This is a genomic window from Ideonella dechloratans (genome assembly GCF_021049305.1).
Classification (GTDB): Bacteria; Pseudomonadota; Gammaproteobacteria; order Burkholderiales; family Burkholderiaceae_C; genus Ideonella; species Ideonella dechloratans.
This window is the reverse complement of sequence record NZ_CP088081.1, coordinates 2,160,987-2,177,498: the sequence shown is the minus strand read 5'-3', so window position 1 is coordinate 2,177,498 and position 16,512 is coordinate 2,160,987. Positions and strand designations below refer to the sequence as shown.

12 protein-coding genes are annotated in these 16,512 nt (G+C 68.7%); 7 read left to right on the top strand and 5 right to left on the bottom strand.

The features are described 5' to 3' along the window. Window positions 1–115: 115 nt before the first annotated feature. Window positions 116–1,360, bottom strand: coding sequence for an AGE family epimerase/isomerase (locus LRM40_RS10120; RefSeq protein ID WP_151123161.1), 1,245 nt, complete (start codon window positions 1,358–1,360; stop codon window positions 116–118). An 89-nt stretch (window positions 1,361–1,449) separates the two neighbouring features. Here LRM40_RS10120 and LRM40_RS10115 point away from each other — a divergent pair, with 89 nt between their 5' ends. Further along, entirely contained in the window at window positions 1,450–2,394 is a 945-nt protein-coding gene (locus tag LRM40_RS10115) for an amino acid ABC transporter substrate-binding protein (RefSeq protein ID WP_151123162.1), read from the top strand. 7 nt (window positions 2,395–2,401) lie between these two features. Here LRM40_RS10115 and LRM40_RS10110 read toward each other — a convergent pair whose 3' ends face one another. Then, window positions 2,402–3,739: a sigma-54-dependent transcriptional regulator gene (locus LRM40_RS10110; protein WP_211372946.1), complete on the bottom strand. Its 1,338-nt coding sequence runs from the start codon at window positions 3,737–3,739 to the stop codon at window positions 2,402–2,404. Then, window positions 3,732–5,594 (bottom strand): sensor histidine kinase, encoded by a 1,863-nt coding sequence (locus tag LRM40_RS10105; protein WP_170288810.1) that lies wholly within the window; start codon window positions 5,592–5,594, stop codon window positions 3,732–3,734. The genes LRM40_RS10110 and LRM40_RS10105 overlap by 8 nt, the downstream gene beginning before the upstream one ends. Window positions 5,595–5,918: 324 nt before the next feature. On the opposite strand from LRM40_RS10105, the gene LRM40_RS10100 reads away from it, so the two are divergent. From LRM40_RS10100 to LRM40_RS10075, 6 genes are all read left to right on the top strand, one after another. After that, a complete protein-coding gene (locus LRM40_RS10100; RefSeq protein WP_151123165.1) occupies window positions 5,919–6,848 on the top strand; it encodes a branched-chain amino acid ABC transporter permease in 930 nt (309 codons plus the stop codon). Window positions 6,849–6,879: 31 nt separating this feature from the next. Beyond that, on the top strand, window positions 6,880–7,965 hold the full coding sequence (locus LRM40_RS10095) for an ABC transporter permease subunit (protein WP_151123166.1): 1,086 nt from the start codon (window positions 6,880–6,882) through the stop codon (window positions 7,963–7,965). 31 nt (window positions 7,966–7,996) lie between these two features. Next, window positions 7,997–8,767, top strand: a complete 771-nt coding sequence (locus LRM40_RS10090) for an ABC transporter ATP-binding protein (protein WP_151123167.1) — start codon at window positions 7,997–7,999, stop codon at window positions 8,765–8,767. Between the two features lie 26 nt (window positions 8,768–8,793). Then, complete coding sequence (locus LRM40_RS10085) at window positions 8,794–9,510, top strand: ABC transporter ATP-binding protein (RefSeq protein ID WP_211372947.1); 717 nt, start codon at window positions 8,794–8,796, stop codon at window positions 9,508–9,510. Window positions 9,511–9,661: 151 nt separating this feature from the next. Beyond that, window positions 9,662–10,801 carry a branched-chain amino acid ABC transporter substrate-binding protein gene (locus LRM40_RS10080; RefSeq protein WP_375142980.1) on the top strand — a complete coding sequence of 380 codons (1,140 nt, stop codon included), beginning with the start codon at window positions 9,662–9,664 and terminating at the stop codon, window positions 10,799–10,801. A 154-nt stretch (window positions 10,802–10,955) separates the two neighbouring features. After that, on the top strand, window positions 10,956–12,113 hold the full coding sequence (locus LRM40_RS10075) for a branched-chain amino acid ABC transporter substrate-binding protein (RefSeq protein WP_375138585.1): 1,158 nt from the start codon (window positions 10,956–10,958) through the stop codon (window positions 12,111–12,113). 51 nt (window positions 12,114–12,164) lie between these two features. On the opposite strand, the gene LRM40_RS10070 is transcribed toward LRM40_RS10075, so the two are convergent. Both LRM40_RS10070 and gcvP read right to left on the bottom strand, forming a co-directional pair. Next, on the bottom strand, window positions 12,165–13,556 hold the full coding sequence (locus tag LRM40_RS10070) for an L-serine ammonia-lyase (RefSeq protein WP_151125648.1): 1,392 nt from the start codon (window positions 13,554–13,556) through the stop codon (window positions 12,165–12,167). Between the two features lie 12 nt (window positions 13,557–13,568). Next, window positions 13,569–16,505 (bottom strand): aminomethyl-transferring glycine dehydrogenase, encoded by a 2,937-nt coding sequence (gcvP, locus tag LRM40_RS10065; protein WP_151125649.1) that lies wholly within the window; start codon window positions 16,503–16,505, stop codon window positions 13,569–13,571. Window positions 16,506–16,512: the final 7 nt, after the last annotated feature.

The window sequence follows — 16,512 nt, the reverse complement described above, 5'->3', positions numbered from 1 at the left end:
CCCGCAATTGGTCTCCTGCCCCGATGGTGGCGCAGTCAGGGAACTCTGAAACGGTCAAACAACACGGAAAGCACCCCGGAGTTGCGGGCGCGGGGGCGGGGAATCCCGGATGGCGTCAGCGGGCCAGCGTGTCGAGCACCTCGTGACAGGCGCCCAGGTTGTGGTAATCCACCTTGCCGGCCGGGCTTTTCTCGTCGGTCAGCTTGCGGTTGTCCGGCCCCAGGATGCGGTACCAGGCGCCGTGGTCGTGGTCCACGAAGTGTCGCCAGGCGTAGGCCCAGATCCGGTCGTACCAGTCCCAGTAGCCGCCTTCGCCGGTGCGCTGGGCCAGGGCCGCCGCCGCGGCCAGCGTTTCGGCCTGGACCCAGTGGTACTTGTCGCCGTCGCTGACCTTCAGATGGGTGTCGGTGGCCGGATCGCCCAGGGGCCCCAGACCATAGACCAGACCACCGTGGGCGTTGTCCCAGCCCAGATGAACCGCCGCCGCGAACAGTTCGCGGGCCCGCGGCAGCATCCAGCCGGTGTCGGCGTCGTCCGGGCTCAGCCGCTCCAGCGTCAGCAGCAGCTTGGCCCATTCCGTCCAGTGGCCGACCTGGTAGCCCCAGGGACGGAACAGGTTGGCGGGATCGTGCCGGTTGAAGTCCCAGTCCGGTGTCCAGTCGGTGTGGAAGTGCTCCCAGACCCAGCCATGGCAGCGCCCGGCCAGGGTCTGGGTGACGTGCTGGGCCAGGGTGTGGGCACGCTGCAGGCAGAAGGCGTCGCCGGTGGCTTCATGGGCCGCCATCAGGGCTTCGCAGGCATGCATGTTGGCGTTCTGGCCGCGGTAGGGGCGCAGGGCCCAGCCGGGGCCGGCCTCGTCGGCATACAGGCCCGTGGCCGGCTCCCAGAAGCGCTGCTCCATCAGGGCCAGGGTCTGCTGCAGGGCAGGGCGGGCCTCCTCCAGCCCGGCCAGCACGGCCTGCGCCTGGGCCAGCAGCACGAAGGCCAGTCCGTAGGCGTGTTGGGTGGCGTCCACCGCCTCGCACTGGCCATTCCGCCAGCGCAGCAGCCACAGGTAGCCACCGCTGGCCTCGTCACGGTGGACGTCCTGCACGAAGCGCAGGGCATGGCGGGCCGTGTCGCGCCAGTGCGCGGCCCGGGGATGCGCGGGAAAGCGCCGGGCCATCATGGCGTGGGTCACCACGAAGCGGGTGCTGCTCACCAGGTGCCGGGTGGTGTGGTCGTAGACGCTGCCGTCGTCGCGGTAGAACTGGTAGAGCCCGCCACTGGGATCCACACAGCGGTCGTCATAGAAGGCCATGGTCTGCAGCAGGTGCTGCTGCAGAAAGGCCGGATCGCGGAAATCGGGGGTGGAGCGCATGGGGCGGATGCTAAGACGCCTCTGGACCTGGGGCCAGTGCCCAGTTCGGCCGCCGTTCTGATTTGTCACAATGCGCCACCGGTTCCCCCATGGCAGCGCGCCCGCATCCATCCCCCCTGTCCCTTGCCCTTCTGGCCCTTGCCCTCGTGCTGGGCGGGGGGCAGACCGCGGCAGCCGCCGAGCCCGCTGCCATCAGCGCCTCGCCCACCCTGCGCAAGATCCACGACACCGGCCTGATCACGGTGGGCTACCGGCTGTCCTCGCCGCCGTTCTCCTACCTGAACCTGGACCGCCAGCCGGTGGGCTACAGCGTGGACCTCTGCCGCAAGGTGGTGCAGGCGGTGCGTCGGCGCCTGGACATGCCCGACCTGGAGGTGCGGATGATGGGGGTCAGCTCGGCCACCCGTCTGCCCCTGGTGGCCAATGGCACGGCCGACCTGGAATGCGGCGTCACCACGCACAACGTCGAGCGCGAGAGCCAGGCGGCCTTTTCGCTGACCATCTTCGTGGCCAGCAGCAAGTTGCTGTCCCGCAAGGACGCGCCGGTGCTCAGCCTGGACGACCTGCGGGGCCGCCCGGTGGCCACCACCCTGGCCACCACCAGCATCCAGTTCCTGCAGGCCGAGAACCGGCGGCGCGGGCTGGACATGAAGATCCTGGCCGGGCTCTACGACATCGAGGGTTTCCGCATGGTCACGGCGCGCCAGGCCGCGGCCTATGCCATGGACGACGTGCTGCTGCAGAGCCTGCTGGCCGAGGCACCCGATTCCGCCGAGTACATGATCGCCCCGACACCGCTGACCAGCGAACCCTACGCCCTGGTGCTGCGCAAGGGCGATCCGGTGTTCAAGCGCCTGGTGGACGAGGTGCTGGCGGGGCTCTACCGCAGCGGCGAGATCCAGGCCATCTATGACAAGTGGTTCCAGCAGCCCATCCCGCCACGGCACATCAACCTGCAGCTGCCGATGAGCCCGGCCCTGCAGCGGGTGATCACCCACCCGACCGATTCACCCGACCCCGCGGTGTACCGCTGAGGGCCCTTCAGCGGTAGCGACCGGGGTCGATCCCGTGTCGGTGCAGCTTGTCATACAGCGTCTTCTTGGGTGTGCCCAGTTGCTGCATCACGTCCTGCATGCGGCCCTGGCAGCGTTGCAGGGCCTGCTCGATCAGGGCCTTCTCCACCTTGTCCATCTGCTGGGCCAGCGGCACCGGCTCGCTGCCGGCATCGGCCAGCAGTTCGCCCAGGTCGCCTTCCAGCACGAAGCGGTCGGCCGCGTTGCGGATCTCCCGCACATTGCCCGGCCAGTCATGGGCCATCAGGTCGCGCAGGCGCTCGGGGCTCAGCTCGGGCGCGCTCAGCTCGTAGCGCTCGGCGGCCTGGCCGACGAAGTACTCGAACAGCAGCGGGATGTCCTCGCGCCGCTCGCGCAGCGGTGGCAGCTGCACCTGGGCCACGTTCAGCCGGTAGTAGAGGTCGGCGCGGAATTTCTGCTGCTCGCTCAGCTCGCGCAGGTCGCATTTGGTGGCTGCCACCACCCGCAGGTTGATCGGCAGTTCCTCGTTGGATCCCAGGCGCTCGAGCTTGCGTTCCTGCAGCACCCGCAGCAGCTTGATCTGCATCTGGATCGGCATGGACTCGATCTCGTCGAGCAGCAGGGTGCCGCCGTTGGCATGCTCGATCTTGCCGATGCGGCGCTTGCCGGCCGAGGTGAAGGCGCCCGGCTCGTGGCCGAAGAGCTCACTCTCGAACAGGGTTTCGGGCAGGCCGCCGCAGTTGATGGCCACGAAGTTGCGGTCGCGGCGGTTGCTCTGGTCGTGCAGGCAGCGGGCCACCAGCTCCTTGCCGGTGCCCGTCTCGCCCAGGATCATCACGTCGGCCGAGGTGGCCGCCAGGCGCAGCACCTTGCGGCGCACCTCCTGCATGGCCGCCGAATGGCCCAGCAGCACCGATTCGATGCCGATGCGCTGCTGCAGCTGGGCCCGCAGGTCCTCCAATGCCATGCGCATGACCCGCTTGTCCAGCGCCCGGATGGCGGTCTCGACGAAGCGCTCGGGGTCGAAGGGCTTCTCCAGGAAGTCGTAGGCCCCGGCCCGCATGGCCCGCACCGCCATCGAGATGTCGCCATGCGCGGTCACCACCACCACCGGGATGCCGGCGTCGATCTCCTGCACCTTTTCCAGCAGCGTCATGCCGTCCATGCGGGGCAGGCGCACATCGGTGATGACGATCGCCTGCGCGCCTTCGGTGATGTGGGGCAGGGCGTCCTCGGCGGTGCCGAAGGCCTTGACCGCCAGACCTGAGAGCTCCAGCGTCTGCGCCACGCTGGAACGCACCGGCGGGTCGTCCTCGATGTAGATCACGTGGTAGCCGTCAAACATGTTCATCCTCGGAAGGGCTGGCAGGCCCGTGTTCGGTCGCCGGGGAGGGGGCCTCGGCGGCCAGGTCGAATTCGAAGCGCATGCCCTGGGCGGTGCGTTGCGCCCGCAGCGTGCCGCCGAATTCCCGCACGATCTTGGCCGAGATCACCAGGCCCAGGCCCAGGCCCTGGCCGGCCGGCTTGGTGGTGAAGAAGGGCTCGAACAGGCGGGCCATCTGGGTCTCGTCGATGCCCGGGCCGTTGTCCTCCACTGCCACCCAGACCCGGTCGCCTTCGCGCCGGGCGTGGAAGCCGAGCACCGCGCCGTCGGTGCTGGCCATGGCATCCAGCGCATTGCCGGCAAGGTTCAGCAGCACCTGTTCCAGCCGGTTGGCATCGCCCTGGGCGCGCAGGTCCTCGGGCACGTCCTGCACCACCCGCACATCCAGATGGCGCAGCCGGTGGTCCAGCATCAGCAGCACGTTGCGCACCGCCAGGGCCAGCGAGACCGGTTGCTGCCGCAGGCTGTCCTTGCGGGCGAAGGACTTGAGCTGGGTGACGATGCGGCCCATGCGCTCGGACATCTCGTCGATGGTGCGCAGGTTGGTGGCCACGTCGGCCTGGCGACCGGCCTCCAGCAGGCGCAGGCTGTTGCGCGAGAGCACCCGCAGGGCCGTCAGTGGCTGGTTGATCTCGTGCGAGATGCCGGTGGACATCTGGCCCAGCACGGCCAGCTTGCTGGCCTGCTGCAGTTCATCCTCGGCCAGCACGCGCTGGGCAATCTGGCGCTTGAGTTCGTCGTTGGCGGTGCGCAGCTGGGTGGTGCGCAGGTCCACCTGGCGTTCCAGCTGATCGTGCGCCTGCTGCAGTGCGTTGCGGGCCTGCAGCAGCTGGCGCTCGGCGCGGCGGCGGAAGAAGAGATAGAGCAGCAGGCTGGCCACCAGGGCTCCGGCCGCCGCGCCGCCCCAGGCTGCGGTGCGGGCCTGGCGCCAGACCTCGGATGGGTCCGACAGGCTCAGCAGGCGGCCCCCCAGGGCCCACAGCGCGCGCTCCTGGCGCAGCAGGCGTGGCGGCAGCGCACCGTCGCCGGTGGGCACCCGCACCAGGCTGACCGAGGGGCTGAGCTGGCGGTCCACGGCCAGCTGCAGTTCGCCGTTGGCGTGGGGCGGTGGCCCCAGCGGTCCGACCTCACCCGGGTTGGGGGCCAGCCAGCGGTACTTCCAGCTGGGCACCGAGGTGATGACCACCGTGTCGCTCTCGTCGAGCACCAGCAGGCGCTCGCTCTGCGAGCGGGCGCCCAGGTCCACCCAAGTCGCCTCCAGCGGGGCCAGGTTGAGCTTCAGGACCACCCGGCCGCGGTTGCTGCCTTCCAGCACGACGGGATGGACGAAGAGGTAGTCCGTGCTGCCGTCCCCGGGGTTGCGGGCGAAGTGGTCGGCAGGCTTGGCCAGTTCCGCCGCCGGGGTGCTGCCGCCGTTGGGGTCGCTGCTCACCAGCAGATGGCCTTCGGCGTCGGTCAGCATCACCTCGGAGGCGCCGGCGCGCACGCCGATGCGGGCCAGGGTCAGGCGGGCCGCCTCCCTGGCGGCGCCGGATTGGGGGTGCAGCAGCAAGGCGCGCACATCGGCGTCGGCGGCGATCAGGCTGGGCAGGTAGGCGTAGCGCGCCAGTTCCGATTCCAGCGTCGCCGCATAGAGCTCCAGCCGCTCGTTGGCCACGGCCGACAGGTTCTCCAACCCGGCCCGCTCGTTCCAGCGGTAGCCCACCCAACTGCCCAGGGCGACCCAGGCCAGCACCCCCAGCAGCAGCAGGCCCGAACGCAGCAGCCGCTGACGCAGCGGCCGGGCATCCGGAGGGGACAGAGCGGGGAAGGACACGGGCATCAGGGTGCGTAGTGTGCCCAAAGCCAAGGCCCCTGGCGCAGTCCGACGCAGGCCGGCGCGGGGTGTTTCGCCCCCGGGCGGGGTGGGTGGTGTGGAAAACCGCACTATGCGCCGAAATGGCGGTGTGGATCATCGCCCCATGCCCGCACGGGCGGCGTGCATGGCAGGGCACCGGGGCGGGGCAAACAGGCGGTTTCGGCCCGAAAACGGCGGGGTTATCCCTGACCCATCTTGGTGCTTACCCCAGCTGGCACAGGCCGTGCGATAGGGGGTGTCATTGTCTGGACGCGGTTCGCCGCACAACCACAAGGTTTTTGAATGGACATCTTCGTTCAACAGATCATCAACGGCCTGGTGCTGGGGAGCATGTACGCTCTGGTGGCACTGGGCTACACGATGGTGTACGGGATCATCAGCCTGATCAATTTCGCGCACGGCGAGGTGCTGATGGTGGGTGCGATGGTGTCGTGGTCGGTGGTCACGGCGCTGGCGGACTCGGGCCTGCCGGGCTGGGCGCTGCTGCTGATCTCGCTGCCCATCGCGATCCTGGCGTGCTCGGTGCTGAACTTCCTGGTGGAGAAGATCGCCTACCGGCCGCTGCGCAACGCGCCGCGGCTGGCGCCGCTGATCACGGCCATGGGCATGAGCCTGCTGCTGCAGACGCTGGCCATGATGATCTGGAAGCCCAATCCCAAGCCGTTTCCGCCGCTGCTGCCCACGGACGTGTTCTTCCTGTGGGCCGACGGGCCGGTGATCACGGTCACGCAGCTGCTGATCCTGGGCAGCACGGTGGCGGTGCTGGCCGGTCTCTTGTGGCTGGTCAACAAGACCAAGCTGGGCCGGGCCATGCGGGCCACGGCCGAGAACCCGCGGGTGGCCGGCCTGATGGGGGTCAAGCCGGACTTCATCATCTCGCTGACCTTCGTGATCGGCGCCTCGCTGGCGGCCATCGCCGGGATCATGTGGGCGCTCAACTACGGCACCGTGCAGCACACCATGGGCTTCCTGCCGGGGCTCAAGGCCTTCACCGCGGCCGTGTTCGGCGGCATCGGCAACCTCACCGGGGCGATGGTCGGCGGCGTGCTGCTGGGCCTGATCGAAGCCATCGGCGCGGGCTACCTGGGCGACCTGACCAACGGCGTCTTCGGCAGCCAGTACGTGGACATCTTCGCCTTCCTCGTGCTGATCCTGGTGCTCACCCTGCGCCCCTCGGGCCTGATGGGCGAACGCGTGGCCGACCGCGCCTGAGGCAGAGGAACCCAAGACCATGTTTGCAGAGATGAACAAGACAACCAAGATCGTGGTGTTCCTGGTGGCCGGCGTGCTGCTGCTGGTGCTGCCGCTGTGGGCCGCGCAGTTCGGCCAGGGCTGGGTGCGCATCATGGCGCTGGCCCTGCTGTACGTGATGCTGGCCCTGGGCCTGAACATCGTGGTGGGCTACGCGGGCCTCTTGGACCTGGGCTACGTCGCCTTCTACGCCGTGGGCGCCTACATGTACGCGCTCTTGGCCAGCCCGCAGCTCACCGACAACTTCGAGTGGATCAAGGCGATGTTCCCCAACGGGCTGCACACGCCCATCTGGGCGGTCATCCCCTTGGCGGCGCTGCTGGCGGCCGGCGCGGGCATGCTGCTGGGCGCGCCCACGCTGAAGCTGCGCGGGGACTACCTGGCCATCGTCACCCTGGGCTTCGGCGAGATCATCCGGGTGTTCATGAACAACCTGGAGTACCCGATCAACATCACCAACGGCCCGCGCGGCATCGGCCAGATCGAGCCCATGAAGATCGGCTCCCTGGACTTCAGCGAGCCGCTGCACCTGTTCGGCCACGAACTGCCCTCGGTCACCCTGTACTACTACCTGTTCCTGGCCCTGGTGATCGTCACCGTCATCATCTGCCAGCGCCTGGCGGACTCGCGCATCGGCCGGGCCTGGATGGCCATCCGCGAAGACGAGATCGCGGCCAAGGCCATGGGCCTGAACACCCGCAACCTCAAGCTGCTGGCCTTCGGCATGGGCGCCACCTTCGGCGGCATCTCCGGCTCCATGTTCGCCGCCTTCCAGAGCTTCGTCTCGCCCGAATCCTTCTCGCTGATGGAGTCCGAGATGATCGTGGCCATGGTCGTGCTCGGCGGCATGGGCCACATCCCCGGGGTCATCCTGGGGGCAGTGCTGCTGGCGGCCATGCCCGAAGTGCTGCGCTACGTGGCCGGCCCGCTGCAGATGCTCACCGACGGGCGGCTGGACGCGGCCATCCTGCGCCAGCTGCTCATCGCCCTGGCCATGATCGCCATCATGCTGCTGCGCCCGCGCGGCCTGTGGCCCGCGCCGGAACATGGCAAGGCCGCCCCGGCCCCGGCCAAGTGAGACCAGAAGAACAAGAAGGACACACCACACCATGAGCCAAGAAGTCTTCAAGGTCCAGGGCGCCTCCAAGCGCTTCGGCGGACTGCAGGCCCTCAGCGACGTCAGCCTGAGCATCCACGAAGGCCAGGTCTACGGCCTGATCGGCCCCAACGGCGCAGGCAAGACCACCTTCTTCAACGTCATCACCGGGCTGTACACCCCCGACGGCGGCAGCTTCATGCTCGGCGGGCTGGCCTACACCCCGCAGGCCGTGCACCAGGTGGCCAAGGCCGGCATCGCGCGCACCTTCCAGAACATCCGGCTGTTCGCCGAGATGACCGCGCTGGAGAACGTGATGGTGGGCCGCCACGTGCGCAGCGGCTCGGGCCTGCTGGGCGCGGTGCTGCGCACCCCCAGCTTCAAGGCCGAGGAAGCCGCCATCCGCCAGCGCGCGCAGGAACTGCTGGACTACGTGGGCATCGGCAAGTACGCCCCCTACAAGGCCCGCACCCTGAGCTACGGCGACCAGCGCCGCCTGGAGATCGCCCGGGCCCTGGCCACCGACCCCAAGCTCATCGCGCTGGACGAGCCCGCCGCGGGCATGAACGCCACCGAGAAGGTCGTCCTCAGAGAGCTGATCGACCGCATCCGCAAGGACGGGCGCACCATCCTGCTGATCGAACACGACGTCAAGCTGGTCATGGGCCTGTGCGACCGCGTGACGGTGCTGGACTACGGCAAGCAGATCGCCGAAGGCACGCCCGCGGAAGTGCAGAAGAACGAGAAGGTGATCGAAGCCTACCTGGGCGCCGGCCACCACTGACCCGCACACGACAAGAGCACACAGACATGACAGCACAAACCTTGCTGAAGGTCAGCGGCCTGAAGGTGGCCTACGGCGGCATCCAGGCGGTCAAGGGCATCGACTTCGAGGTGCGCGAGGGCGAACTGGTGAGCCTGATCGGGGCCAACGGGGCGGGCAAGACCACGACCCTCAAGGCCATCACCGGGCTGCAGCCGGTGGCCGCGGGCAACATCGAATTCCTGGGCAAGAGCATCAAGGGCCAGGGCGCCTGGGACCTGGCGCGCCAGGGCCTGGTGATGATCCCTGAAGGACGGGGCACCTTCACGCGCATGACCATCGTGGAGAACCTGCAGATGGGCGCCTACGTGCGCCAGGACGACGAGATCGAGGCCGACATCGAGAAGGTCTTCGGCATCTTCCCGCGCCTGAAGGAGCGGGCGCACCAGCTGGCCGGCACGATGAGCGGCGGTGAGCAGCAGATGCTGGCCATGGGCCGGGCGCTGATGGCGCGGCCCAAGGTGCTGCTGCTCGACGAGCCGAGCATGGGCCTGTCGCCGATCATGGTGGACAAGATCTTCGAGGTGGTGCAGACCATCCACGCGCAGGGCACGACGATGCTGCTGGTCGAGCAGAACGCCAGCCGGGCGCTGGCCCTGGCCGACCGCGGCTATGTGCTGGACTCCGGCGAGGTCAGCATGACCGGCCCGGCCCAGGACCTGCTCAACGACCCCAAGGTGCGCGCCGCCTATCTGGGGGAGTGACGTCGGCGAGTGAGCGTTCCCCGCGATTTTTTTCCTGCAGGCCGTGTTCCCAGCGGAGAAGTGGTGTCCGCCTGCACACCCTGGCTGCCATCCCGGCGGCTTCCCGCGTGCCTTTCTCAACCCTCGGAGAACTGAGTTCATGAAGATTCAAATGAATCTGGTCGCGGCCGCTGCGGTGGCTCTGCTGGCGGGTGCTGCGCACGCTGAAGACCTGGTGGTCAAGATCGGTCACGTTGGGCCGACCAGCGGCGGGATTGCACACCTGGGCAAGGACAACGAGAACGGTGCGCGCATGGCCATCGACGAGTTGAATGCCAAGGGCGTGATGATCGGCGGCAAGAAGGCCAAGTTTGAACTGCTGGCCGAAGACGACGCGGCGGACCCCAAGCAGGGCACGGCGGCGGCGCAGAAGCTGGTGGACGAGAAGGTCAACGGCGTGATCGGCCACCTGAACTCGGGCACGACCATCCCGGCCTCGAAGATCTACTCGGACGCGGGCATCCCGCAGATCTCGCCGTCGGCGACCAACCCGAAGTACACCCGCCAGGGCTTCAAGACCACGTTCCGCGTGGTGGCTGACGACGTGCACCTGGGCGGCACGCTGGGCAAGTACGCGGTGCAGACGCTCAAGGGCAAGACCATTGCGGTGATCGACGACCGCACGGCCTACGGCCAGGGCGTGGCCGACGAGTTCGAGAAGGGCGTGAAGGCCGCGGGCGGCAAGGTGGTCAAGCGCGAATTCACCAACGACAAGGCCACGGACTTCACCGCCATCCTGACCTCGATCAAGGGCACGAAGCCGGACCTGGTCTTCTACGGCGGCATGGACGCGGTGGCCGGCCCGATGCTGCGCCAGATGAAGCAGCTGGGCATCAGCGCCAAGTTCATGGGTGGTGACGGCATCTGCACGGGCGAGCTGCCCAAGCTGGCCGCGGGCACGATGGCCGATGACCAGGTGGTGTGCGCCGAGGCCGGTGGTATCGACCAGAACGACAAGGCTGCGGTCAAGGCGATGGAAGACTTCCGCGCGAAGTTCAAGAAGAAGTTCGGCGCGGACGTGCAGATCTATGCGCCGTACGTGTATGACGCGACCAACGTGATGGTGGCGGCGATGGAGAAGGCGGGCTCGGCGGATCCGGCCAAGTACCTGCCGGTGCTGGCCAAGACCACGGGCTACAAGGGCGTGACGGGTGTGATCAGCTTCGACGAGAAGGGTGACATCAAGAACGGCGCCCTGACCCTGTACACCTACAAGGCCGGGCAGAAGACGGCGCTGGGCGTGGTCCACTGACCCACGACCGACGCCAGAGTTCTGACATCGACAGACCCCGCACAAGGGCCGCCTCCGGGCGGCCCTTTTTTCATGCGGGAGCTTCACCTCGATCAGGGTAAACCCTTTGCAGAGGCGTTAAGCTCTCGGACCGCTCTGTGATCTGAATACCAAGATGAACACCCGAATGACCTGCCTGGCCGCCACCGCCGCCGCGGCTGCCCTGTTGGCTGGCAATGCCCATGCCGAAGACCTGCTGATCAAGATCGGCACCGTGAACGCCACCAGCGGTGGCGCCGCCCACCTGGGCAAGGACAACGAGAACGGCGCCCGCCTGGCCGTGGAAGAGCTCAATGCCAGGGGCCTGAGCATCGGTGGCAAGAAGGCCAAGTTCGAGCTGCTCGCCGAAGACGATGCCGGCGACCCCAAGCAGGGCACGACCGCGGCCCAGAAGTTCGCCGACGAGAAGGTCAACGGCGTGATCGGCCACCTGAACTCGGGCACCTCCATCCCGGCCTCTCGCATCTACGCCAACGCCGGCATTCCGCAGATCGCCGCCAGCGTCACCAACCCCAAGTACACCCGCCAGGGCTTCAAGACGACCTTTCGCGTGGTGGCCGATGACGTCCACCTGGGGGCCACGCTGGGCAAGTACGCGGTGCAGACCCTGCACGCCAAGAGCATCGTCGTCATCGACGACCGCACGGCCTATGGCCAGGGCGTGGCCGACGAGTTCGACAAGGGCGTGAAGGCCGCTGGCGGCAAAGTCGTCAAGCGCGAGTTCACCAACGACAAGGCCACCGACCTGATGGGCATCCTGACCTCGGCCAAGGCAGCCAAGCCGGACGTGATCTTCTACGGCGGCATGGACGCCGTGGGCGGCCCGCTGGCCCGTCAGATGAAGCAGCTGGGCATCCAGGCCAAGCTGATGGGCGGCGACGGCCTGTGCACCAGCGAAATGCCCAAGCTGGCCGCGGGCGCTCTGGGTGACGGCCAGCTCATCTGCGCCGAGGCCGGTGGCATCGACCCCAACGACAAGGCCGCCGTCAAGGGCATGGAGGACTTCAAGGCCCGCTTCAAGAAGCGCTTCGGCACGGACGTGCAGCTGTACTCGCCCTACACCTACGACGCCACGATGGTGATGGCCCAGGCCATGGTCAAGGCCAACTCGGCCGACCCGGCCAAGTACCTGCCGGTGCTGGCCAAGACCAGCGGCTACAAGGGCGTGACCGGCGCCATCAGCTTCGATGACAAGGGGGACATCCTGAACGGTGCCCTGACCCTGTCCACGTTCAAGGCCGGGCAGAAGACCACGATCGGCGTGGTGCGCTGATCCCGGGCGGGAGCGCCAGAAGCGAGAAAGCCGCCCCGGGGGCGGCTTTCTTCAGCACTCCACGATGTTGACCGCCAGGCCGCCGCGGGCGGTTTCCTTGTACTTGGTCTTCATGTCGGCGCCGGTCTCGCGCATGGTCTTGATGACCTTGTCCAGGCTGACATGGTGGGTGCCGTCGCCGCGCAGGGCCATGCGGGCGGCGTTGACAGCCTTGACCGAGGCGATGGCATTGCGCTCGATGCAGGGGATCTGCACCAGCCCGCCCACCGGGTCGCAGGTCAGGCCCAGGTGGTGCTCCATGCCGATCTCGGCGGCGTTCTCCACCTGCTCGGGCGTGCCGCCCAGCACGGCGGCCAGGGCTCCGGCGGCCATGGAGCAGGCCACGCCCACCTCACCCTGGCAGCCCACCTCGGCGCCGCTGATGCTGGCGTTCTCCTTGTAGAGGATGCCGATGGCCGCGGCGGTGAGCAGGAAGTCCATGACGCCCTGCGTGCTGGCCCCGGGCACGAAGCGGTGGTAGTAGTTCAGCACCGCCGGCACGATGCCGGCCGCGCCGTTGGTCGGCGCGGTCACCACGCGGCCGCCGGCCGCGTTCTCCTCGTTGACGGCCAGGGCGTAGAGGTTCACCCAGTCCAGCACCTGCAGCGGATCTTTCAGCGCCGCTTCGGGGTGTTCCGTCAGCGCGCGGTAGAGCGCGGCGGCGCGGCGCTTGACCTTGAAGCCGCCGGGCAGGGTGCCTTCGGTCTGGCAGCCGCGGCGCACGCAGGCCTGCATCACCTGCCAGATGTTCAGCAGACCGGTGTCGATCTCGGCATCGGTGCGCCAGTGGCGCTCGTTGGTGCGCATCACCTGGGCGATGCTCAGGCCCTGGGTGCGGCACTGCGCGAGCAACTGGGCGCCGGTGGTGAAGGGCAGGGGCAGCACGGTGGCATCGGGGGCGATGACCTTCTGCCGGCTGCCGTCGGCGGCCACCTCGTCGCTGACCACGAAGCCGCCGCCCACCGAGTAGTAGACGCGAGTGCACAGCTCGGCGCCCGCGGCGTCGAAGGCCGTCAACCGCATGCCGTTGGCGTGGAAGGGCAGGGTTTCGCGCTTGAAGAACTGCAGGTCCTCGGCCTCGACGAAGCGCAGGGGGTGCTCACCCAGCAACGGCAGTTCCTGGCGGGTGCGCCAGTCCAGCAGCAGGGTGGGGACCTGGTCCACGTCCACCGTGTCGGGCTCCAGCCCGGCCAGGCCCAGCAGCACGGCCTTGTCGCTGCCGTGGCCCTTGCCGGTGGCCCCCAATGAGCCGTAGAGCCCGCAGTGGACGCGGGCCACTTGCGGCAGCAGGCCCTCGCTGCGCAGGCGCAGGCCGAAAAGGCGCGCGGCGCGCATCGGCCCCACGGTGTGGGAGCTGCTGGGGCCGATGCCGACCTTGAAAAGGTCGAAGACGGAGACCGCCACGGTGGCCCTGCCTCAGGCCGGGGTGTCGCCGTAGGCGCTCACCGGCAGGCAGCTGCAGAACAGGTTGCGGTCGCCGTAGACGTTGTCCACGCGGCCCACCGGCGACCAGTACTTCACCTGCTTGAGGCTGGCCACCGGGTAGGCGGCCACCTCGCGGCTGTACGGGTGCGTCCATTCGCCGCTGAGCAGGCTGGCGGCGGTGTGCGGCGCGTTCTTCAGCGGGTTGTCCTCGCGCGGCCAGGCACCGGCTTCGACCAGGCGGATCTCCTCGCGGATGGCGATCATCGCGTCGCAGAAGCGGTCCAGCTCGAACAGGGGTTCGCTTTCGGTGGGCTCCACCATCAGCGTGCCGGCCACCGGGAAGCTCAGCGTCGGGGCGTGGAAGCCGTAGTCGATCAGGCGCTTGGCCACGTCCTCGGCGCTCACGCCGCTGCTGTCCTTCAGCGGGCGCAGGTCCAGGATGCACTCGTGGGCCACGCCGCCGCCCTTCACGCCGGCCACGTTGCCGCTGAAGTGGATGTCGTAGTGGTCGGCCAGGCGGGCGGCCACGTAGTTGGCGTTCAGGATGGCGGTCTCGGTGGCGGCGGTCAGGCCGGCCGTGCCCATCATGCGCACATACATCCAGCTGATCGGCAGCACGGCGGCATTGCCATAGGGTGCGGCGCTGACGGCGCCGACGCCACCTTCGCGCAGCTGGCCTGCCGTGGCATGGCCGGGCAGGAAGGGCACCAGGTCCTCCACCACGCAGACGGGGCCGACGCCCGGGCCGCCACCGCCGTGCGGGATGCAGAAGGTCTTGTGCAGGTTCAGGTGGCTCACGTCACCGCCGAACTGGCCGGGCGCGGCCACACCCACCAGGGCGTTCATGTTGGCGCCGTCCACGTACACCCGGCCGCCGTACTGGTGGACCATGGCGCAGAGCTCCTTCACCTGCAGGTCGTAGACGCCGTAGGTGGAGGGGTAGGTGATCATGATGCAGGCCAGGTTGGCGGCATGCTGCTCGCACTTGGCCTTCAGGTCGCCCAGGTCCACGCTGCCGTTGGCATCGCACTTGACGACGACGACCTGCAGGCCGGCCATCATCGCGCTGGCCGGGTTGGTGCCGTGGGCGCTTTCCGGGATCAGGCAGATGTTGCGGTGGCCTTCGCCGCGGCTGGCGTGCCAGGCGCAGATCGCCAGCAGACCGGCGTACTCGCCCTGCGAACCGGCATTGGGCTGCAGGCTGACGCCGGCATAGCCGGTGGCCTGTTCCAGCCAGCCGCAGAGCTGGGCGTTGAGCTCGGCATAGCCGGCCAGCTGATCGGCCGGGGCGAAGGGGTGCACCTCGGCGAACTCGGGCCAGGTGATGGGGATCATCTCGCTGGTCGCGTTGAGCTTCATGGTGCAGGAGCCCAGCGGGATCATGCTGCGGTCCAGCGCCAGGTCCTTGTCCGAGAGCTTGCGGATGTAGCGCAGCATCTCGGTTTCGCTGTGGTGGCTGTTGAAGACCGGGTGCGTCAGGAAGGCGCTGGTGCGGCGCAGGGCCGGCGGGATCAGGTCGCCGGTCAGGCTCAGCTCGTCCACGCTGGGCAGGGCCTGGCCTTCGGCCGCGAAGATGCGCCACAGCAGGGCCAGGTCCTCGCGGGTGGTGGTCTCGTCCAGCGTGATGCTGAGGTAGCCCGGCCAGGGGCTGCGCAGGTTGGCACCCAGGCTGACGGCGCGGGCCATCAGGGCGGCGGTGCGCTCGCCGGTGTGCAGGCAGACGGTGTCGAAGGCCCCGGCGTCCAGGTGGTGGGTCTGGCTCATGTCCACGCCCAGCTGCTTCAGGCCGGCCACCAGGATGCCCAGGTAGCGCGCCACGCGCAGGGCGATGCGGGTCAGGCCCTGCGGGCCGTGGTAGACGGCGTACATGCTGGCCACGACGGCCGGCAGCACCTGGGCCGTGCAGATGTTGGAGGTGGCCTTCTCGCGCCGGATGTGCTGCTCGCGGGTCTGCAGGGCCAGGCGGTAGGCCGGGTTGCCGTGGCTGTCCACGCTGATGCCCACCAGGCGGCCGGGCAGGCTGCGCTTGAATTCGTCGCGGCAGGCGAGGTAGGCGGCGTGCGGGCCGCCAGCCCCCATGGGCATGCCGAAGCGCTGGGTGCTGCCCAGCACGATGTCGGCGCCCATCTCGCCGGGGCTCTTCAGCACGGTCAGGGCCAGCAGATCGGCCGCCAGGATGAAGGCGGCCTGCTTACCCTTGACGGTGGCGGCGTCGGCCGACCAGTCGTGCAGCCAGCCGCTGCTGGCCGGGTACTGGGCCAGCGCGGCGAAGTAGTCGTCACCGGCCAGGGCGGCGGTCCATTCCTCGGCCGAGTTGGCCAGCTGGATGGTCAGGCCCAGCGGCTTGGCGCGGGTCTGCAGCACCTCGATGATCTGCGGGTGCGTGTCACCCGAGACGACCAGGGTGTGGCCCTTGGCCTTGACGCTGCGGCGCGCCAGGGTCATGGCTTCGGCGGCGGCGGTGGCCTCGTCCAGCATGGAGGCGTTGGCGATGGCCATGCCGGTGAGGTCGGTCACCATGGTCTGGAAGTTGACCAGCGCCTCCATGCGGCCCTGGGAGATCTCGGCCTGGTAGGGCGTGTAGGCGGTGTACCACGCGGGGTTCTCGAGGATGTTGCGCAGGATGACGCCCGGCGTGAAGGTGCCGTGGTAGCCCTGGCCGATGAAACTGCGCAGCCGCTGGTTCTTGCCGGCGATGGCCTTGAGCTCGGCCAGGGCCTGTTCCTCGGTGGCCGGGGCGGGCAGGTCCATCGCCGCGGTGCGGGCGATGGCAGCGGGCACGATGGCCTCGATCAGCGCGCGGCGCGAGGCCGGGCCGATGGCTGCCAGCATGGTGGCTTCGTCGTCGGCCCCCGGCCCGATGTGGCGGGAGGCGAAGGCCGTGGCGTTCTCAAGCGCGGCCAGAGGGGCGTGGGCGGAAGTCAGCATGGTGGCA